This window comes from Paraeggerthella sp. Marseille-Q4926 (assembly GCF_916618935.1).
GTDB classification, from domain to species: Bacteria; Actinomycetota; Coriobacteriia; order Coriobacteriales; family Eggerthellaceae; genus Paraeggerthella; species Paraeggerthella hominis.
This window is the reverse complement of sequence record NZ_CAKAKF010000003.1, coordinates 1-18,969: the sequence shown is the minus strand read 5'-3', so window position 1 is coordinate 18,969 and position 18,969 is coordinate 1. Positions and strand designations below refer to the sequence as shown.

The following is an 18,969-nucleotide window of genomic DNA, read 5'->3' as shown; positions in this document are numbered from 1 at the left end:
TCGCCGCGCGAAACGCGGATCCTGGCGGCTGCCGTCAACAATCGAATCTGCGCGTCCGTCATATAGCGCCCCCTATCATGTCGGCCACCGCCAGCAGCATCTCCTCGTTCGCGCGCTCCCGCGCGGCGGCCTCCTCGGCGGCCCGCCCGCGCTCGACGGCCATGGCGGCCTCCTCCGGCGTCGGCACGGCGTAGAGCATGGCCTCCTCGTAGTCGTCGTCCGCCCACGCGAACTTCTCCACGTCGTCGGGCGGGACGGCTCCCTTCTTGACGACTATGGTCGGGGACAGCGTCCCGGCCGACAGGTCGGGGTTGGCTATCTCGTTCCCGTTCTCGTCGACGATCCTCATGCCGGCCATGCCCATCACCTCCATGTTCCGGTAACGTAGTAGTGCAGGTACACCGTTCTCGAGTAGTTGCCGACGCTCAGGACGAAGAACTTCGGGGCCTTGTCGCCGAACACCGTGTGCACGCCGGGCCAGAACGCTCCGCCGCCCGGGTCCTCGATGACGACGTCTGCATGCACGAGATTCGTAAGGGCGAACGGGAGGGCGTGGCCTCCGCGCATCGTCCCGTCGTACGTCATGCCGCCCCACTGCATGTTCGTGGACGTCGGCGTGGACGTTGCGCCCCAGCACTCGGCGAACCCCGACGCCCACTTGCGCCACCGCCAGATGCCGCTCGTGCCCTGGGCCACCACGAAGTCGGCCATGTTGCCGCCGTTGAGCCTGAAGGTGCCCGACGCCTCCACGGCCCCCTTCAGGAGCACGCCGCTTCTGTTGCACGCGACGCCGGAGTCGTAGGGCTGCACGGTCCCGTCGGAGAGCGTCTGGCAGGCGGCGAGCGCGATCGAGCCTGGGGCCATGACCGCCAGCTGGTCGGTGCCCGCGTAGTAGGCTATCGCCCCCTTGCCGCCGCAGAGCTTGATGACCGCGTTCGCAGAGTTGGCCGCAAGCTCCAGGAGCCCCGCTTTGAGGCGCGCGAGCACGGTGGTGCCCTGCCTCACCGAGACGCTGTCTCCGTCCACGTACACGTTGCCGCCCGACGGGCTGCCGATCGTCGCGGTCGATCCGTAGATCGGCGCGTTGCACGCCTGCCAGGCGGTTCCGTCGTACACGAACGGCACGGTTGAGCCGGGAACCCAGAAAGCAGCGTTCGCTCCGTTTATCATGATCCGCTTCGCGCCCGATCCGTTCACGTCGAGCGTCGGCAGGCTCGCCGTGTTGGAATGCGAGAACGTGACGGCGACGGCCGCCCCTGGGTACAGCGAGAAACCCGCCACGTCGGAAACCGCCTTCGCAGCCGTCGCAGCAGCAGTTGAACACGTACCGTACAGCGTCTTTCCGTCTGCTCCGTCTTGCCCGTTTGCTCCCGGCTTTCCCTGCGGGCCTTGCTCTCCCTTTATCTTAGTCCATGCGTACATAGACGGAGTTGAGCTGTCCGCTTGCGCATGGTCCGTGTACTGGCCTATATACAGCTTTCCCGTGCTGTCCGTCGTCGAGAAGCCGGACGTGCCGTCTGCGCTGTTAGCGTATGCTATATGGAGGTACGGCGTCTTTCCGTCCTCTCCCGGCTTTCCGGGCGTTCCGTTCGCGCCGTCAGCGCCCTTTATCTTGCTCCATGCGTACTTGGATGGGGTGCTGCTGTCTTCCTGCACGCTATCGACGTACATTCCTATATAGGCGCGGTCGCTTTCGTTCAAGCTGAAATCAACGGTTCCGTCCGCGCTGTTCGAATAGGCTATATGGGTATAGCTCGACACGCCAGGCTTGCCGTCCGCACCGGGCTTGCCAGGCATGCCCTGCGCGCCGTCTTCGCCCTGCAAGCCTTGAAGCCCCCGCTCTCCACGGTCGCCCTTGTCGCCCTTGATCCTGGTCCAGGTGTAGAGCGCCGGGTCGATCGGATCGGCCTCGGTCGAATCCACGCACGTGCCCATGTAGGGGCCGGGCGTCTCGGACATGGGGTCGCCCGTGGGCGATTCCGACCACTTGACGTGCAGGTAGCTCGGAGCGCCGTCCGCTCCAGGAGCGCCGGGCACGCCGTCCTCGCCGCTGGATCCAAGCGTGCGCGCCCACGAGTAGGCGTCCGGGTCCGCGGGGCCGTCTGGAGATCCGTTCGAGCATATGCCCATGTAGGCGGTGTCGGCCTGCGGGGCCTCGGTCATAGGGACGCCGTCTGGGCTTGCGGAGAACCTGATGTGCACGTAGGCGCCGTGCAGGTCCGCCAGAGCGTCGAGGGCGCTTTGAGCCAAGCCGGCCGCGTCCTTGGCGATCTTGTCGACGGCCTCCGCCTTCTCGGCCGCGTCCTTGGCGATCTTGTCGACGGCCTCCGCCGCCTCGTAGGCGCCGTTGATCCCGGCGTTGAGCGTGGCGGCGTGCTTGCGCACGATGTCGCCGATGTCGTCGCCCTCGACGCCGAACACGTACTCGTCGCCCTGCCAGTCGGTCGGGCGGTGGACGATCCTCGACACTATCATGTATGAGTCGTACCCGTGCGGGGCGCTCGTCACGCGCACGTAGTCGCCGAGATCGATCGGCTGGACGCGCGGATCGATGCGGGACAGGTCGTAGGCTTTGACGTGGACCGTCTCGATCTCGTTGGCCTGGCCCGGCAGCCAGGACAGGGCGCGGTCTACCAGGTGCGCCGGGTCGGTCACGTCGTCCCACACGACGGCGCGCTCTCGGTACCCCACTTTCGACACGAGGTCGACCGAGACGACCGCGTCCCCGCGCTTCTCGTACCGCCCGTACACGTCGGCGTCGCCGTTTCCCAGGGGCGCGATGGTGATGCGGTCTTCCGATCCTTCAGGCTTCGAGCCGAGCGGGATCACCGCGGAGCAAATGGGCGATCCGTCGCGCGTGCGGGCGAACTTCAGCAGGTTCGCGCCGAACTCGATGCGCTGGGACGCGGTGCCGTCGGTGTCGGCCAGGTAGTCCACGTAGCGCGCGCCGCCCACGTAGCGGGCGCGGACGAAGCCGCCGAGGGACTCCAGCAGTTTCTCACGCACCACGAGGCCGGTGCTGGGGTAGTCGGAGTCGGAGCGCAGGATGTGCTCGTTGTCGTCGAGGAGGTGCCCCTGGTTCACGCCGACGCGGAACCGCTTGGCGGGCTCCACCTTTGCGTTATGGTTGTCGACGAGCCACGCGAAGTACCCGTAGGGATCGGCGGGCGCGAGCAGCGGCGCAGCGCCCGCCACCGTGGAGTAGGGGCGCACCGAGGTGTCGTTGAGGTAGGCGAGCTCGCCCTCGCATCGGTATTCGACGGTGCCCACGTCGTCCACGTCCTCGCAGGAGTAGGCGCGGCCCCGCATGAGGCAGCGCGCGCCCTCCCACGCCTCGATCTCCGGCTCGACCGATTCGAGCTCGATGATGCCGGCGCACTCGTGGGTCGCCGGCATCTTGAACGAAAGCTCCGATGCGCTGCGAAGCGAGCGCACGAGCTCAACGTCTAAAAGCTCGACGCCGGCGTCCGGATCGTAGAGGACGCGCCCGCCGTACAGAATACGCATGCGCGCCTCCTTAGAAGTTGAGGTTTTTATATAAGTCCACGGTCATGTAGGTCGACTCGGGAACGATCTTCCCGCGCACGTACTGCCAGTTGCGCACCGCCATGGTGATGACGTCGTTGGCGGCAACCGGGATAAGGCGAGACACCAGGTCGAACACCACGTAGGTCGAATCGCTGTCCTCGGCGGAGTACTGCCAGAACGTCGTCCCGTTTTTCCTGATGTCGACTTCGAGCGCGTCGCCCGCCGGCAGGCTGTTCGCGTAGATGTGCACCGACACCTTGGCGAAGCCCGCTTCGGCGATCCTGATGCCGCCGCCCGACAGGCTGAACGCGTATCCCGTCTTGACGATCGAGCCGAACGGGACCGTCTTGTACTGGTTGGTGAGGTTCAGCGCGGAGGGCGCGTAAGCGGACGCCGCCTGGGTGAGCGTCGTTATGTATCTCTCGATCATCTGGTCGTTGCCGCAGAAGTCGGCTGGATCGACCAGGTCGTTGTCGCCGGGCAGCTTCAGCCCGAGCCTCGTCGTCGTTTCCATGCTACAGCTCCAATACCTCGTATGCGATCTTGACCCGGTACGCCTCGTTGGGGGCGGGCGCGCCGGCCATGTACATGACCTCGTGCCACCTCTTGCCCTTGAGGTCGCCCCACGTGAGGCCCCTCGCCTTGAGGTCGCCCCACGTCGTGGTGCCTCCTCTGATCGAGCCGCCGGTGTTGACGTACACGTCCGACGCCCCGTCGCGGATCGTGAGGCCCACGGCCGTGTGCGATCCGGGCGGCAGCACGACGTCCACGCCGTTCGCCACGACGTGGCAGGGCATCTGCGACTCGAACACGGGGCGCACCCGCCCCCGCCCCGGCAGCAGGCGCACGTTCGCGCCCGCCTGGGCGTCGACCGTATGGACCTTCGTGCCGGCTGACTTGTAGGGGTTCGCGTAAACGTTCACGATCATCTTTTGAAAGCATGCCTGCTGGTACCATTCGTCGACGACGAAGCGGCCGCGGTACGTGTATCCCGGGTCGCTCGCCAGCTGGTAGTCGTAGGATCGGCCGTGCAGGAACCGGGCCAACTCAGTTTTCACGCGCTCGAACTCGCTCGGAGGGGAGTCGACGAGGAACACGAGCCTGTCCTCACGGTCCCCGTACAGGACGTCTCCGAACGCCTCGGTCACGTCGAGGGATCCGTCTCCGCCGGGACGTTCGAGCATGCACCTCTTCACTGGAGGCGGGTTGAAGGTGGACTCGTCGGTCAGCATGACCCCGAACCGGCTCTCGATGTCCACGCCTCCGACCGTTATGCTCACAGCCCGTACCCCTTTCTCCGCTCGATGGCCCCGAGCCTCGCCCCGATCGGGGCGGCGGCTGCGTTGTACAGCTCCCTGCCGTCCAGGTACAGCGCGACGGACAGCTTCCCTGACGACATCGCGGCCGACACCGCATCGTAGATGTCCGAGGTCGTGATCGGGTTCTCTATCTTGCACTCGACGGCTATCGGACGGTCGACTCCGACGGCGCGTCCGTTCTCCCCGTACGGTACGAGCGGAGTCACCTGCGACCGCGTCTGGACGTTCGGGAGGACGGCGGGAACCGCGCCCCGGAGGGCGTCCTCCGTGCCGGAGAGCGACGCCGACGCGAGGGAGCGCCCCGCTGCGTACGCCGCGTCCTCGTGCCTCGCCTCCTCCTCGATGTACCCGAGCGCGTACCACTTCATCATCTCGCGCGTCTTCTTCGCGGGGGACCCGGTCTGCTGCGCCGCGTTGCCTCCGCCGAGGGCGGCGTTGACGAGGGCGGCGCCGACGTCCCACGCGCTCTGGATCCAGTTGCCGATCGCTCCGACGAAGCCCTGCGCGAACCAGTCGCCGGCGCTCGACCCGTCCACGGACTCCGCTCCTCTCCTCGCCTCGTCGGCGAGCGACTGGCCGGGGGAGTAGGCGTTCGTCTGCCCGATGCCGAACGTGTAGCGCCCTCCGAACGCGGTGCCGCTCGGGGCGGCGTCGACAGAGCTGAAGCCCGTCACGCCGCTCTGGGCGACGAGCGCGGCCTGCTGCTGGGACAGCCATGCCGTTCCTCCGATGGCCATCGCGTAGTCCGCCGCTCCAGCCGCGCCGGGGGAGGTCCCGTCCGTTGACAGCCCGGCCGTCGCAGCGGACGAGTTCGCGATGGCCGCCGCCTCGGCGATGGTCTCGCCGTTGGCGATCGCGGCGGCGAAGGCCCCTACGGCCTCGTCTCCTTTGATGCCCGCCGCAGCCGCGAACTGCGCTAGCTGGTCGGCGGAAGCGCCGGTAACCGCTGCGGCCGCGTCGAGCGCCGCCTGAGCGTTGGACGCGAACCCGCTCGCGTAAGCCGCCGACGTGTCGCGCCCGGCCCCTTCTGCGACGCCTGTTTTCGAGCGGTACGCGGCGATGATCTCGTCCGCCGTGGAATTGGCCACGTCGATCCCGAGATCCGCGTCGAGGCCCCTCGCGAGCGCGCGCATCGCCTTGTCCCCGGCGTCGCCCATCTCAGGAGGCAGGTTCGCGAACTGGGACAGCAGCGTGTCGATCATGGCGGCGTTCTCCGCCGTTACCTCGCCTCCGGCGGACGAAGCGGCCAGCTGCAGCGCGAGGAACGACGAGTTGCCCTCGGTCGCCAGGGAGGCCAGCGCTTCCGACGCCTGCTTCACGGCGGCCTCGACGCTCCCGACGTCGGAGTTCCAGTACGCCAGGCCGAACGGGTCTCGCCATAGCCCGTCGAGCTTGCCGCGCGCCTCCTCGAGGGTCGCGAGCGTGTCCTGGGACATCTGGGCCACCGCTCCCGCATGCTCGACCACGGCCGTCTTCGCGTCGGATGCGGACTTGTCCAGGTTCGCCTTCGACTCGTTGTAGTACGCGTTCTCCGCCTGGATCGCCGCCTGGTACTCGGCTTCGGTCAGCGATCCTTCGACGGCGTACTGCTGGTTGAGGGATTGGAGCCGAGAAGCGTGGTACTTGTCGAGGTCGGCGAGCGAAGACGAGTGGTAGTCCTCGGCGGTTGCCAGCAGCTGGGCGGCGCGGTCGGCGGATATCTCGCCCTCGGCCGCCGCGGCGTCGGCCAGCCCCTGCATGCCGGAGAGGTACGCCTGGACCTTCTCGCCCTCTAGGCGCTCGATCTCCGCGTTGTGCTCCGCTATCGATGCCAGCTCGTCGTCGCGCAGCGCTCGCTGCTCGGCGAGGGCCCCTGCGATGATCGATGTGATCGCGGCCTCGTGCTCCTGGATGGCCGCCGACACGCCGCCGACGGTCGATCCCGATGCGGTGAGCACCGCGCCCATGTCGGCAACCATGGAGGACGCCTCCGCCATGCGGTCGCCGAACGACGTCATGGAGTCTCCGACGGACCCGAGCGCGTCGACCGAGGCGAGCGTTTCCTTGCGCGCGTCCGTGAGAGAGTAAGACAGCTTCGACAGCTCGCTGACGACCGTCACGACGGCGAACGCGGCGACGCCGCGCCCCAGTCCCGTCATGGCCGCGTTGAGAGTCTTCGCGGCTACGGCGGCCCCTTTCGACTTGGACGAGAACTTCGCGAGCCCGGCGCTCAGCTTTCCGTACGCGCTCCAGCACGTTGACACCGTGCCCGCGACCTTCCCGCCGACCGAGACCAAGGGTCCCATGGCGGCTGCTGCGGCGAGCGCTCCGATGATCGCGCGCTGCTGTCCCTCGTCCATCTCGGCGAACGCCTTCGCTCCGTTGGACAGCGCCTCGAACAGAGGCTCCGCCGCTTCGACCGAGTCGAGCATGGCGTCGGCGAGCGGGCCGCCGAACTTCTCCGCCATCGCGACGGCGCGGTTCTCGACGATCTTCATGCGGGAGGCGAGCGACTGGTTGCGGTTGTCGACCTCGCTCTGCAGCGCGGAGTTCTTCGTCCATTCCTCGTTGGATTTCGCGACGGCTCTGCCGACGAGCTCCGAGTTTCCGGCAAGGCGCTTCATGATGTCGGTCTGGCGCACGCTGTCGATGCCGAGCTCTTCGAGCATGACCGACATGTTGCCGCCCTCGGCGGTCGTCGATTCCATGTTCGAGAGGAGCGCGGAGAGCGCGTCGACCGGGTCGTTTCGCCAAGCGTCGGCGAACTCCTGCGCCGACATGCCCGCGGTGCTCGCCCACGTCTCGACCGATGCGGAGTTGGTCGCTACGTCCTTGTCGATCTGGGCCATCACGGTGCTGATGGCCGTGCCGCCGGCTTCCGCCTCCACGCCCATGGAGCTGAGCGCGGTCGCCAATCCGAGTATGTCTTCCTGCGACATGCCCACTTGGGTTCCGGCGGCGGCGATGCGCATGGCCATGGACGATATGTCCGATTCCGTGGTGGCGAAGCTGTTGCCCAGCCCGACGATGGCGCTTCCGTAGTTGCTGATCTCTCCGTGGCCCATCTTCGTGATGTTCGCGAACTGGGCCATCTCGGTTGCGGCGGTCTCGGCGTCCATGTTGGTGGCGATGTCGAGGCCCGAAACCACGCGCCCGAACTCGTCGAGCTCGTCTATGGCGAAGCCGAGCTGCGCGCCGAGCGCCTGGATGTCGAGGATCTGCGACGCGCTGACGGCGTTCGTTTCAGAAAACTCGATTGCAGCGTCTTTGAGCTGCCGGTACTGCTCCTCGGTTCCGTCAACGGTCTTCTTGACGCTGGTCAGCGAGCTGTCGATGTCGACGGCCGCCGCGACTGTCGCCGCCCCGGCGGCCACGATGGGAACCGTCACGCCGGCGGTCATCTTCGAGCCGACCGATCCCAGCGTGGACGAGTACCCGGCCCACTTCGCGGACGCCATGTCCGCCTGTATCGACTGCTCGGCCAGCGCCCTGGTGACCGGGTCGAGCTCCAACGCCTTCGTGGCGTCGTTCATCGTGCCGTACTCCTTGGCGAACCGCTTCATGGCGCTCTGCGCCTTCTTGGTCCCCTTGTCGTCGAAGGTGGAGTATATGGACAGCTTCACGGATCCTCTGCCGGCCATCATGCGCCGCCCATCTTGCCCTCGATGGACGCGGCTGCGGCGTCGACGGCGCGTCGGACGCTCGAATAGACGTCGTCGGACATCCCGTCCGCCGCGCGCCATAGGATGCGCCCGTTCCCGGCGCCGCCCGGCCTGCCGTGCGCAGACGTGAGGGCCGAGACGAGCGCGCCTCCCTGGGGGGTGACGGCGAGGCGGGAGAATTCGGCGATCGCCTCGGCCTTTCCGACATTCCCCCCAGGAGTCTCCACGCGGAACCAGTACGGCCCTCTCCGGTCGGCCGCGTACCGCGGTCGAAGGGATGCGCCGCGGGATCCGCGCCATAGGTTATGGGGGCTCGACGGGTTCGCGATCGACGTCGCCCTCGAAGCTATGGACCGGGCCGCCATCTCCATCACGGGGACGGTGGCCCGCCTCACCTCCGGCTGCGCACCGCGCAGCGCGGCGCTGACCGCGTCGATCCCCCCGATTTTCACGTCTACGTCGAGCACTCGCGATCCTCCTAGCTTGCCTCGCCTCGGAGGATCGCATCTATGTCACACGAGCCCTGCTCCGGCGGAGGGAACGCCGAGTACCAAATGGAGTCGAACGAGCGCGGATCCTCGCGGAGAAGCCTTACCAGCGCGGCTGGATCGGACCCGGTCTTCGCCGCCAGCGCCGCCGCGAGGTCCCCTATTCCGCTTCCAGGCCGCCTTCCCGGGCGGCCGCGGTAGGGTCCTCCGGCTCGTCGCCCCCGGTGTGGATCCGCTCGGACGGCACGGGCTCGACCTTGCACGAGTTGAGGAACTCGCAGATGCCGTCGAGCGTGACGGGGCCTTCCGGGTGCAGCCCCTCCGCCTGCGCCGCCTGCATCTGGATGGCGAACGTCATCTTCCTCAGGATCCACAGCTCCGTGTGCGTCCCCGACGCGCGCAGCCCGTCGGCGAACTCGTCGGCGACGGCCCACATGGAGGGCGTGGTCACGGTGACGGCCTCGCGGCCGTCGGGGCCGACGATGCGGTAGGCGTTCTCCAGGTTGCCGAGCTTGATCTTCTCCATGTCGCCTTCCTTCCTAGTAGCTCGCCGTGTCGTTTACGAGGATCGCCTCGATGGACGTGCCTCCGACGCTTATCGCGCCGTCCGTGGACAGCGTGAGGTCGAACGGGCCTCCGTCGGTGGACACGCCCATGGCGTTCACCTTCCAGGGGATCGCGCCCATCTTGACTGTCAGCGACCAATCCTCGTGGACCGTGTGCTTGAACTTGGCCTGCAGGGAGCCGACGACGATGGAGTCCGCGACGGACGTGCCAGAGCTGCTCCCGGTCTTGACGAGCCGGTACATCTCGGTCGAATCCGTCGTTCCGGAGAGCTCGACCGTGACGGTGGCCGACTTCTCCGTCTGGCGCTTCGGCGCGATCTGGCCGAGGGGAACGGACGCTTTGACCGCGTTCTCGACCTTGAAGGACAGGCTCGACAGGTCGATCGACGGAGGCACCGCGGCGGGCTCGTTGGTCGTGGGGGAGAAGAGGACCTCCGCGCCCGCCGTCTTGAACCAGCCTTTGGACGCGTCGAAGGCCGGGCCGTTCCATGCCTTAGCCGCGAGCCAGCTTGCCGCGCATCCCTTGAGCGCGATCTCCACGCTGGGCGGCTTCGTCCCCTCTGCGGAGATCGAAAGCGAGTCCACCTTGCATCCTTCGAGCTGCTGGAGGGCCGCGTCGGACGCCCCGACCTGCTGGACGAACGTCAGATAGGGAAGCGATTCGCCCATCTTGATGTCGTGCGTGTAAGGGGCGCTTTCCCCCGATACGGAGTCGCTGCCGAGCGCCCCGAAGAGCGCCATGCCGATGAAGTCGGCGAACGCGAGCGTCGTCAGCTTCGCGGTCGCCTCGGAGCCTGATATGTAGCGCCCCGCGGTCGTGTCGCGCTTCCCGTTCGTCAGGCTGACGGAGTCCGTGGACGTCGATGCGTCGATGCCCTCGGAGTCCGCGCTCGCGAGGACGGTCACGGTCGGCGCCGCAGGGGACCCGGCGGCGGTCTGCTTGCCGAGTCCGAACGTTCCATGGTTCTTGTTCATATGCTCATCTCCTCGATGATTCTTGCAGCCTCAGGAGAGGCGGCCACGTTTACCGAAACCTCGTAGTCGAGCAGGTACCCCGCGTGCCTGCGCCCGTCCGAGTCGCCCCAGGATTCCGCCTCCTTCACCTGGGGGACGCCGATCTCGTTGGCGGCTCCTCCGAGGTCGATGTCCACGAGAGGGAGTTGCATCGCGACCGCTTGGTAGGCGTTGGCTATCCTGGCGGCCTCGTCGGACGTCGGGGCCGTCGCCGCGACCGTGACCCACACGTGGAACGTGACCCCGAGCACGCCGCCGGTCAAAAAGCCCGATACGCCGAACTCCCTGGCGGTGCCCCATGTGGCCACGTGCAGCGGCTCGGGCTCCGATCCCGGCAGGTCGAGCGTCACGCGCGGCCGCGGCACGTTCGGGGCCAGCTCGGAGATGCGCGAGAACAGGGCTTCGAGGTCCGCGTGGACGCGCATGATGGCGGGCCCCGCCACGTCGGCGATCATGCGATCACCGCGCGGCGCGACCTGCGGCCCTCTATGACGGCGTCAACGTACGGTATGCCAGTCCACGCCCCCTCCGCGCCCGTCGCGAGCGTGTAGCTCGTGTAGACGCCGTCGACGCTCTGGCCCCGCGCGTTCTCCGCACCCAGGCGCGGACGGAGCGCGGAAGCCGCGAGCCTCACTGCGGCCTCGCGTATCCTCGCGTCGGGAGTCGCGCCGTACTTCACGTTGGCCGGTCCTCGCGATTCGGACACGGCCTGCCGGTCGCTCACAAGCTCGCCGAAGTCGATTTCGCGGGCGTCCTGCACGGGCAGCTCGTTGAGGCCGGGGGACAGGCGAACCCTGATCCCGCGCTCGCAGAAGCTCCTCCCGGTGCAGTCCTCGATTGTCTCCTCGGCGGCCTGGATGGCGGCGGCGATGTCCGCCGCTGGGTAGCGGGCCTCGTCCTCGAACCCGTCGTTGTTCTTCCGGCCGTACGAGACCACGTCGGAGGGGGAGCAGTACCGAGCGCCGACGCGCTCCACATGGGTCGAGAACGATTCGACCCCGCATTCCCACGCGATCTCGTAGCGCCCGGGCGAGGGCATGAGCTTGACGGCGTCCTTCTCCGCGAGCACGGCCATGCCGCCTTCCACGCGCGCCTCTGCGCTCACGCTGCCGCACACGGCCGTGGCGCTCGCCCCCGACGTTTCGACCGAGACGGGGCCGTCCGATGCGGCCCACCTCGTCTCGACGTCCTTTCGGAGCAGCAGGGTCATTTCGCATCCCCGCCGCCGGCGCGTTCGGCGATGAGCGCCTCGATCTCGGCGACGGTCGCCTTCTTCGGCACTTCGATGCCGAGCGCTCCGGCGCGCTCGGCCAGCTCCTCCTTCGGCGTCTTCGCCTTGCGTCCCGGCTCTTCTTCGACGGCGGCGATCAGACCTCGCGCCTCCGCCTCCTCGTTCGTCATGACCTCGCCTTCGAAGGCGATAAGCACGCCGTCGCGGACGACGCGCTCCTCGGCCGTGTAGACCCCGGCCATGGCCTACGCCTCCGCCGCGATGCCGAGGTCCGCGCAATGGCAGAAGCACGCCGGCATGTCCACGCGCAGGCATGCGGTCGTTTCGGCGAGGATGGTGTACTCGTTCTGGATCAGCTGGCTGTCCTTGAGGCCGACGATGACCTCTTCGGGGTCGGCCACGTCGAAGCTCGCGCCGGCGGGGTAGTAGACCAGCGCCGACTCCTTGGCCTGCACGCTGTCGTGAGCAGCGACGGTCATGTTCACGTCCTCGACGACGGTCAGGCCGGCGATGGTGCCGCCGTTTGCGATCTCAGGGAACAGGTACCGCCCGGTGGAGTCCTTCTCCTCGGACAGCTCCTCGATCGCGTACGGGGAGAGGCATACGTGCGTCGGGGCGATGCCGGTGGCGACGCGGACCTTGCGCTTCATGGCGGCGAGGGTGTCCTTGATGTTCTTCCCTGACGCCTTATTGTGCTCGAGGATGCCGGTCGTGTTGAGCACGCCCACGATGCCGCTGCTGTTGGAGCCGCGCAGGGCGTACTCGTTGCAGCGCAGGTCGAGTCCGAGCAGGAGCGAGTTCGTCACGATGCTCTCGAGCAGCTTGTATCGGTTGGCCGTCTGGCGCTTGATGGGCATCCAGTGCGCGATCGTCTCCAGGTTGGCGACCGCCGGGGTCCACTGGAGAGCGGACTCGGGCTTGTTGCCGCTGGTCCACCCTGCGGCTTTGTTCGTCAGGACCGGGGCGCGGTAGAAGTGCTCGTCGCCCTCGGTCGCGCCCTTCGGGATCGTTGCGAGGAACCCGGCAGGCGGGGCGACCGGGCCGCCGATGTCGTAGCGGTAGATCTGCGGGGTGGTAAGCCCGGACACGGCGTTCGCCGGGCGCGCGAGGCTCGGCATGGAGTTGCCGATCGGCGCGCGGCCCTGCCAGCCGTTGGAGATCCCGGCGAACGTGGTGATGTTGCCGAGCAGCTGCGCGCCGATAGTGGCGGACTCGGCGCGAGCCGCCGATCCTGCTTCGCGCAGCGCGCGGTTCTCGGCCTCGACCTCGGCGGCCGCGTCCATGATCAGTTCTCGGGTCAGAGCGATGCGCCCGCTCATCTCGCGAGCGGCGTCGTTGTCGCCGGACGCCACGAGCGCGGCGACCTGACCCTCGTATTCGCGCAGGCTGTCCTGCAGCGTTGCGATTCCAGGCATCTAGTTCTCCAATCTGTACAATTTCGAGTCGATGACGACGACGCGCTCCTGCGCTTCCGGCTGGCCGGCCTCCTGGCCGTCCGCCCCGTCTGCTGCGATGGTCGCGGACGTGTCACCCGCGACGGCTGGCGCGGGATCACGCGAGCCGGACGGCGGGAACGCTGCGCGCGCCTTTACGGTCTCGCATGGCGAGAACTCGCCTAGCAGGGCCTTCGCTCCTTGGGGAGCGGATTCGATGGTGGCCGCGTCGTCCGTGGCGCAGGCTGCTGCGGCGACGGCCTGCTCGACCCTGTCGACAAGGCCGGCTTCGAGGGCATCGTCGGCCGTGTACCACGTGGTCGCGTCCATGGCCGCCGCGAACTCCTCCTTGGACAGCGCCCCCCGCGCCGCGTAGATGCCGGCAATCTGGTCGTCGACGCGCTCCATCCAGTCGGCCGTCTCCCGCAGGTCGCACGCGGTTCCGCTGCACCAGATGGACGCGTCGTGGATCATGATCCAACCGACGCTCGACATGACGACCTCGTCTGCGGCCGCGATGAGGAACGACGCGGCGGACGCCGCGACCCCGTCGACGTGCGCCGTGACCCTTCCGTTGTGGGACCTGAGGGCGCTCATCATGGCGTACGCGTCGAACACGCTTCCGCCGCCGCTGTTGATCCTCAGGTTGACGGGCTTGCCGTCGGCCTCCTTCAGCGCGTCGAGCAGCTCCTTCGCGCTCACGCTCTCGCCCCACCAGGTGTCCCCGATGTCCCCGTATATGGAGATCTCCACCTCGTCGGCGGAGTCGTTGATCCGGTACCACTCCCTAGTTTCGCTGTTCGGCATCGTCGGTTCCTTTCGCTATCGCGTCGTCTACGAGCTCGCCCGTCATGAGGTACGCGCCGCAGTGGGCGGCCGCCAGCTCGACGGGGGCCATCACCTGGGCGGCGAAGTCGCGCGTCCTGTCGCAGTCCCCGTCGGCGCGCGCCCTCTTCTCGATCCTGCGCCGCGCGTCCGCTATCACCGGCTGCAGCCTTCGCAGCGAATCGGCGGCGGCCCTCTCCTCGATCCCCGACACGCCGTCAGACTGGCCGGACGTGCCGGCGGTCGCCGCGTCGGGGAGCTGGGGCATGCCGTCCTCGTCGAGCACGTAGTAGGCGGTCGGCTGCAGGAGCCTGTCCTGGCCCGGCAGCCAGGGGATGTCCTCCTGCGTCGCGCACCAGGCGCGCGTGAATATCCCGGCGTACACGCCGATGCGGAACCCTTCCATTCGCGTTCGGAAGTCGCCCCTCAGCAGGCCGTTGACGTTGAACTTCAAGCGGTACCCGCTGTCTGACCCTCCGAGGGACGCGGCGCGGTCCAGCACCGGCTGGAACGCCTGCTCGATCGCCGTGACGTCCGGCACCACGGTGTTCTTGACGAAGTCGATGTCCGCGCCGGACGCGCTCGTGGCCGACGCCTTGTCGTCTGCGAACACGTGGTGCATGTCCACGTGGCAGGCTCGGCAGACCTTCTCCAGGACGAACCTCTCCTGCGCGACGATGTCCATGCCGTCGAGCGCGATCGAGACGTCGTGGTACTTGAGCCCGCGGTCGAACACGCGGATGCTCCCGGCGTTCTCCGGGCCGCGGGTCGCGTCCAGCGACTCGCGCACCGCCTTCACGTCGTCGGGGGAAAGCTGGTTGTCGGTCTCGAGCCATCCCTGGAAGAAGTTGCCGTTCTCTACCAGCGTTCGGTAGAAGTTCACCAGGTCGACCGACAGCCCGATGTCGTTCGCCGCCATCTCCACGATGGACCGCCCCGTGACGCCTCCGTCCTCGCTGACGTCGGTCTTCAGGACCACGAGATCGTCCTCGCGGCACGTCCACGGATCGTTGAAGTAATCTCGCCCCGCCGAGTACGTCGCCGTGCCGGTCGCGCGGTCGAACGAGTAGCCGACTGCGGCGAGCACGGGCCGCAGCTCCCTCGCCGCGCCCCTGATCGGGTCCCTGACCACCCGGATGTACGCCGTTCCGAAGACGTCTCGCCGGATCATGGCCCAGGCGATCAGATCTCCCCACGCCATCATCGAGTTGGGGCGATGCAGCACGGGCGCGAGCCAGTGGCCGTCGTCCGGCACGCGCCCGTTCTCCACGCGCATGAGCACCGAGACCGGCAGGGAGCGCACCGCGCGCGCCTTGACGGTCTCGCATGCGAGGAAGTCGTTCGACAGCAGGGCCCCGTACCTCTCGATCCTAGACTTCGGCGGGATCTTGTCGAGCAGGTCGAGCTGCGTGCGCGGGCCTCCCGCCACGGGCGCCGAGCCTGCGGCGAGCGCCTTCGGGGACGCCCATCCCGATACGATCTCCTTAAGCGATCTCATGTTCCTCCTAGCGGCCGTTTCCGAGGATGATCCCTCTCGTGTCACACGCTCCACACGCCGCCGGTCTCGGCGAACGAGAGGGTCTCGGGCATGGTCGCGGTCATCCACTTGGCCATCGCCGCGGCGACGGCGGCGTCGATGCGCTCGGTTCCGCACCCGTGCCTCTCGCACGCGAAGCGCTTGCCGAACGGCTCGCGCTCCAGGTCGCGGCAGTTCGACAGGTGGTCGGCCAGCTTCGGGCACCCTTCGAGCGCGCAGGAATGCGAGCGCACCGCCTGCACGACGAGCGAGCACGCCGGGCACATCACCTTGTTGGATTGGGGGACCTCGTAGATCTCCACGCCGTAGTCGTCCTGCAGGTGCTGGGCCATCAGGAGCAGCCGAGCCTGGTCGATGCCGACGGGGCAGCGGTAGCGCTGGTGCAGCTCCGCCACCAGCTGCTCGATCTGGCCGAGCGGGTAGTAGCCGGCCTCTCCCGGGTCGTCGTAGACCCACTCGTGCCAGCAGTCCACGCCGTCGGCGATCTGATGCGCGACGATCGCGAATGCGTCGCCCGACGTCGCGCCGTCGATCGCAAGGCAGAAGCGCTTGGAGAAGTCGAAGCCGTTCTCCACGCGCTGGCAAGCCCTGATGTCCGACATCCGCATTGATCGGTCGGCCGACTTCTCGAGCGGGAAGCGGTTGACCTCGTATCGCTCGAAGCTGGCGCGCGAGAGCTTGCGCCTCTGGTCGCGCATGTAGTCGAGGCCGCACCACGACATGGGATGCGTGCGCCTCCACATGCGCTCGTCGTCCACGTCCTCGTCGTCGCGCGCTCCGAGCCATGCGACGTGCACGGCAGGGTCCTCGCGCCATTCGGGCAGCTTGTCCCATAGGAAGCCGCTGCGAGACTTCGCGGCGGTGGTGATGATGATGGTGAGCGCGCCGAATATCTTTCCGTTGCCGGAAACGACCGCGTCGTACAGCGCGCTGTCCCTGTAGATGTGGGCCTCGTCCAGGATGCAGACGTTGAGGTGCCACGATTGCAGGGCCTCCTCCGAGTACGGCATGACCATGATGCGCGCGTCGGTCTCGCGGTTGACGATCTCGTCCTTGCGTATCTCCCATAGCGCCCGCAGGTCGGGATCCTGCCGGATCATCGACTTGAGCTTGCCCATGTCCTTTGACGCCTGCACCTTCGTCCCGGCGATGATCGCGTACTCGCCTGCGTGGGTAGGCTCCATGGTGGCGATGGTGAGCAGCGTTCCGCATGCGAGGTCGGACTTGCCGGAGTTTCGCGGCAAGCCGAACACTACCGTGTTGATCTTGCGGCGGAACCGCCGCGCCGCGCCCTTGCCGACGTATCGTCCCTGGCCGAACACGGGCCGCCAGAACATATCGCGCTGGAACGGATCGAGCCTAAACGGCACGCCGAAGAACTCGTTGTCCGTGTGGCGCACATGGGACGTCAGGAATGCTTCGTACGCATCGGCGATAAACACGCCGGCTTTGCTGCAGCGCGCCTTGTCCACGCCTGGCTGAAACGCCTCAGCCATTGCTGCCTTGCATCGTGCGCATCGCTTCCATGACCTTCTTCGGGATGTCTGCGGCGAGCGACGTGGTCGCCGCTTGCGTCAGCTTCAGCCGTTCGGCGGTGAGGGTGTCCAGGCCCAGCACGCCCGACAGCTGACGCATCTGGTTCACCGCGTCTTTCCACGTGCGGAAGTCGGGGTTCTGCACGACGTTTCCGGCGGCCGTTAGGCACGTGGTCTTTATCGTCCCGTATTCGCCCGACATGTTGTCGAGCGCCTGGCGGCTGATGGCGTACGCCATGCAGTACTGCTCGATCAGCGGCAGCTCCTGCCGGCGGAACCTCGTCTGGTTGTCCATGACGATGTGCCATGCTTGCTCGGCGTACGGGTTCATGGCCACGACCTCGGGGGCGCGCGGGCAGATAGTCGGCTCCGCGTCGATATCCCGATTGTCGCGAGCCGCCAGCTTGGGCGCCGGCTTCCTTCCTCGGCTCATAGCCCGGCCTCGCTCAACGCCTCGTCGATTCCGAGCGCGGCTTTGAGGCAGACCGCCCGCAGGGCCGGAGCGCACGACAAGGCGTAGCGGTTGAGGGACGTCGACGCGGCGCGCGCCATCATCACCGCGTCGGCGATGTTGTCCACGGTGGCCGGCTTCGGCTTGACGGGGCGGGGAGGCGCCATCTTGATCACCTGGATCAGGTGGCCGGAGTCCTCTTCGAGCTGACGCTTTCGCTGGGATGCCTTACGGCACGCGGGGCTGCAGTACACTGCGGTAGAGCGCTTCGCCGCGAAGTCGCTCCCGCACACTGGGCATGTCTTGATGGTTTCCATGCCTCGATGTTCGCCGAGGTGTCACTTACCGTGACGTTAGCGTGACGGCCGATACTCCAATTTCATCGAAATGCGCTCTTGAGACTGGCGCGCGGTGGGGAAGCGGGGCGGGAGGCTATTCCGACCCCTCACCCCTCCTGCGCTCTGCGTCGATGCGGGCGTGCGCCGAGGCGGACAGCAGCACGAGGTTCGCCTGGTCGTCGGCGCCGCCGTCGCAGAGCGCGACGCGATGGTGCACCCCGGCCCCTGGCTGGGAGATGCGCCACGTCCCGTCCACCTTCACGGCCACCTGCTCGCCGGTCACGGCGCAGCGCCCGCGCTGTCGCTCGATGACGGCCTGGCGGGATCTGCGGTACGCCGATCCGTAGCCGTCGGCTCGCCACGGCTCCGAAGCCAGGCGCTCGGAGTCGGGCCTGCGCCCGGTCCTGGGACGGGCGGGGGAGTGCGTCTCGACGCGGCAGGCCGTCCCGTCGGGCACCAGTCGGGGGATCCTCAGCTTCCTGGCCATTCCGTGCGTCCTTTCGCGCGCGACGCCCCGCGCCGGCGATGGGGCGCGGGGCTGTCGGGAGGGTGCCGGCCCGATCGCCGGCACCGTGCATGATGGGGGAGGCGTCACCCGATCCAGCGGTGGAGCTCGCGCACGTCCATCCCCAGCCGCATCGCGAGCAGGTACTCGGTCTGCGCGCCCCTGCTCGCCCTCCATCCCGGCAGCAGGCAGACCCCGTCGCACTTGACGAGCGTCTCGATGCAGGACCGCATCGCCGCGCGCCACTCGGCGTCGGGCGGGACGAACCAGTGGGGGACGACGGGCCGGAGGCCGAGCTCGGCGAGCTGGTCGGCGGCGTCCTCGAACGCGAACCGGTTGAGGCCGCGCACGCCGGTCACGGGGCCCGCCACGTAGACCCTCACCGATCGCCGCCTTCGCCGAAGCTCACGGACAGGCCGGCGGGCATCCTGAAGAAGAAGGCCGCCCCGGCCACGAGGATCGCGAAGGCGGGCACGTTCTGGCCGGCATGGAACAGCCACCCGGCTATGGAGAGCGCGGCCACCGCGATCACGGTCATTCCGGCGAACACCAGCATGA

At 67.8% G+C, this 18,969-nt stretch carries 19 protein-coding genes; all 19 read right to left on the bottom strand.

Going from position 1 to position 18,969, the window contains the following annotated elements:
* Window positions 1-58: 58 nt before the first annotated feature.
* On the bottom strand, window positions 59-358 hold the full coding sequence (locus tag LG373_RS05175; protein ID WP_225748973.1) for a hypothetical protein: 300 nt from the start codon (window positions 356-358) through the stop codon (window positions 59-61).
* A 5-nt stretch (window positions 359-363) separates the two neighbouring features.
* Complete coding sequence (locus tag LG373_RS05170; RefSeq protein WP_225749217.1) at window positions 364-3,507, bottom strand: phage tail protein; 3,144 nt, start codon at window positions 3,505-3,507, stop codon at window positions 364-366.
* Window positions 3,508-3,517: 10 nt separating this feature from the next.
* Window positions 3,518-4,042, bottom strand: a complete 525-nt coding sequence (locus tag LG373_RS05165; RefSeq protein WP_225748975.1) for a hypothetical protein — start codon at window positions 4,040-4,042, stop codon at window positions 3,518-3,520.
* A 1-nt stretch (window position 4,043) separates the two neighbouring features.
* Window positions 4,044-4,808, bottom strand: a complete 765-nt coding sequence (locus tag LG373_RS05160; protein WP_225749216.1) for a hypothetical protein — start codon at window positions 4,806-4,808, stop codon at window positions 4,044-4,046.
* Window positions 4,805-8,470, bottom strand: a complete 3,666-nt coding sequence (locus LG373_RS05155; protein ID WP_225749215.1) for a phage tail tape measure protein — start codon at window positions 8,468-8,470, stop codon at window positions 4,805-4,807. Before LG373_RS05155 ends, LG373_RS05160 begins: the two co-directional genes overlap by 4 nt.
* A complete protein-coding gene (locus LG373_RS05150; RefSeq protein ID WP_225749214.1) occupies window positions 8,467-8,955 on the bottom strand; it encodes a hypothetical protein in 489 nt (162 codons plus the stop codon). Before LG373_RS05150 ends, LG373_RS05155 begins: the two co-directional genes overlap by 4 nt.
* Window positions 8,956-9,136: 181 nt before the next feature.
* Window positions 9,137-9,502 carry a hypothetical protein gene (locus LG373_RS05145; protein ID WP_225749213.1) on the bottom strand — a complete coding sequence of 122 codons (366 nt, stop codon included), beginning with the start codon at window positions 9,500-9,502 and terminating at the stop codon, window positions 9,137-9,139.
* A gap of 13 nt (window positions 9,503-9,515) precedes the next feature.
* Entirely contained in the window at window positions 9,516-10,517 is a 1,002-nt protein-coding gene (locus tag LG373_RS05140) for a hypothetical protein (protein WP_225749212.1), read from the bottom strand.
* Window positions 10,514-11,011, bottom strand: a complete 498-nt coding sequence (locus LG373_RS05135; RefSeq protein WP_225748995.1) for a hypothetical protein — start codon at window positions 11,009-11,011, stop codon at window positions 10,514-10,516. Before LG373_RS05135 ends, LG373_RS05140 begins: the two co-directional genes overlap by 4 nt.
* Window positions 11,008-11,766 carry a hypothetical protein gene (locus LG373_RS05130; RefSeq protein WP_225748996.1) on the bottom strand — a complete coding sequence of 253 codons (759 nt, stop codon included), beginning with the start codon at window positions 11,764-11,766 and terminating at the stop codon, window positions 11,008-11,010. The genes LG373_RS05135 and LG373_RS05130 overlap by 4 nt, the downstream gene beginning before the upstream one ends.
* Window positions 11,763-12,029, bottom strand: a complete 267-nt coding sequence (locus tag LG373_RS05125) for a hypothetical protein (RefSeq protein WP_225748997.1) — start codon at window positions 12,027-12,029, stop codon at window positions 11,763-11,765. Before LG373_RS05125 ends, LG373_RS05130 begins: the two co-directional genes overlap by 4 nt.
* 3 nt (window positions 12,030-12,032) lie before the next feature.
* The gene (locus tag LG373_RS05120) at window positions 12,033-13,202 is read right to left on the bottom strand and encodes a phage major capsid protein (RefSeq protein WP_225748998.1); all 1,170 of its coding nucleotides are present in this window, start codon (window positions 13,200-13,202) and stop codon (window positions 12,033-12,035) included.
* The gene (locus LG373_RS05115; protein WP_225748999.1) at window positions 13,203-14,027 is read right to left on the bottom strand and encodes a head maturation protease, ClpP-related; all 825 of its coding nucleotides are present in this window, start codon (window positions 14,025-14,027) and stop codon (window positions 13,203-13,205) included. It lies immediately after the preceding gene.
* A complete protein-coding gene (locus tag LG373_RS05110) occupies window positions 14,008-15,543 on the bottom strand; it encodes a phage portal protein (protein ID WP_225749000.1) in 1,536 nt (511 codons plus the stop codon). Before LG373_RS05110 ends, LG373_RS05115 begins: the two co-directional genes overlap by 20 nt.
* Window positions 15,544-15,584: 41 nt before the next feature.
* Window positions 15,585-17,078 (bottom strand): terminase large subunit domain-containing protein, encoded by a 1,494-nt coding sequence (locus LG373_RS05105; RefSeq protein ID WP_225749001.1) that lies wholly within the window; start codon window positions 17,076-17,078, stop codon window positions 15,585-15,587.
* Window positions 17,071-17,550: a P27 family phage terminase small subunit gene (locus tag LG373_RS05100; RefSeq protein WP_225749002.1), complete on the bottom strand. Its 480-nt coding sequence runs from the start codon at window positions 17,548-17,550 to the stop codon at window positions 17,071-17,073. Before LG373_RS05100 ends, LG373_RS05105 begins: the two co-directional genes overlap by 8 nt.
* Window positions 17,547-17,885, bottom strand: coding sequence for a hypothetical protein (locus LG373_RS05095; RefSeq protein WP_225749003.1), 339 nt, complete (start codon window positions 17,883-17,885; stop codon window positions 17,547-17,549). The genes LG373_RS05100 and LG373_RS05095 overlap by 4 nt, the downstream gene beginning before the upstream one ends.
* 115 nt (window positions 17,886-18,000) lie before the next feature.
* A complete protein-coding gene (locus LG373_RS05090; RefSeq protein ID WP_225749004.1) occupies window positions 18,001-18,393 on the bottom strand; it encodes an HNH endonuclease in 393 nt (130 codons plus the stop codon).
* 104 nt (window positions 18,394-18,497) lie between these two features.
* Entirely contained in the window at window positions 18,498-18,794 is a 297-nt protein-coding gene (locus tag LG373_RS05085; RefSeq protein ID WP_225749005.1) for a DUF4406 domain-containing protein, read from the bottom strand.
* Window positions 18,795-18,969: the final 175 nt, after the last annotated feature.

Excerpts from the sequence above, each read along its gene's own strand:
- LG373_RS05090 (WP_225749004.1), bottom strand. The coding sequence starts at position 18,393 with ATGGCCAGGAAGCTGAGGATCCCCCGACTGGTGCCCGACGGGACGGCC.
- LG373_RS05095 (WP_225749003.1), bottom strand. The coding sequence starts at position 17,885 with ATGGAAACCATCAAGACATGCCCAGTGTGCGGGAGCGACTTCGCGGCG.
- LG373_RS05165 (WP_225748975.1), bottom strand. The coding sequence starts at position 4,042 with ATGGAAACGACGACGAGGCTCGGGCTGAAGCTGCCCGGCGACAACGAC.
- LG373_RS05105 (WP_225749001.1), bottom strand. The coding sequence starts at position 17,078 with ATGGCTGAGGCGTTTCAGCCAGGCGTGGACAAGGCGCGCTGCAGCAAA.
- LG373_RS05140 (WP_225749212.1), bottom strand. The coding sequence starts at position 10,517 with ATGAACAAGAACCATGGAACGTTCGGACTCGGCAAGCAGACCGCCGCC.
- LG373_RS05115 (WP_225748999.1), bottom strand. The coding sequence starts at position 14,027 with ATGCCGAACAGCGAAACTAGGGAGTGGTACCGGATCAACGACTCCGCC.
- LG373_RS05145 (WP_225749213.1), bottom strand. The coding sequence starts at position 9,502 with ATGGAGAAGATCAAGCTCGGCAACCTGGAGAACGCCTACCGCATCGTC.
- LG373_RS05130 (WP_225748996.1), bottom strand. The coding sequence starts at position 11,766 with ATGACCCTGCTGCTCCGAAAGGACGTCGAGACGAGGTGGGCCGCATCG.
- LG373_RS05120 (WP_225748998.1), bottom strand. The coding sequence starts at position 13,202 with ATGCCTGGAATCGCAACGCTGCAGGACAGCCTGCGCGAATACGAGGGT.
- LG373_RS05155 (WP_225749215.1), bottom strand. The coding sequence starts at position 8,470 with ATGATGGCCGGCAGAGGATCCGTGAAGCTGTCCATATACTCCACCTTC.
- LG373_RS05170 (WP_225749217.1), bottom strand. The coding sequence starts at position 3,507 with ATGCGTATTCTGTACGGCGGGCGCGTCCTCTACGATCCGGACGCCGGC.
- LG373_RS05100 (WP_225749002.1), bottom strand. The coding sequence starts at position 17,550 with ATGAGCCGAGGAAGGAAGCCGGCGCCCAAGCTGGCGGCTCGCGACAAT.
- LG373_RS05110 (WP_225749000.1), bottom strand. The coding sequence starts at position 15,543 with ATGAGATCGCTTAAGGAGATCGTATCGGGATGGGCGTCCCCGAAGGCG.
- LG373_RS05125 (WP_225748997.1), bottom strand. The coding sequence starts at position 12,029 with ATGGCCGGGGTCTACACGGCCGAGGAGCGCGTCGTCCGCGACGGCGTG.
- LG373_RS05175 (WP_225748973.1), bottom strand. The coding sequence starts at position 358 with ATGGCCGGCATGAGGATCGTCGACGAGAACGGGAACGAGATAGCCAAC.
- LG373_RS05135 (WP_225748995.1), bottom strand. The coding sequence starts at position 11,011 with ATGATCGCCGACGTGGCGGGGCCCGCCATCATGCGCGTCCACGCGGAC.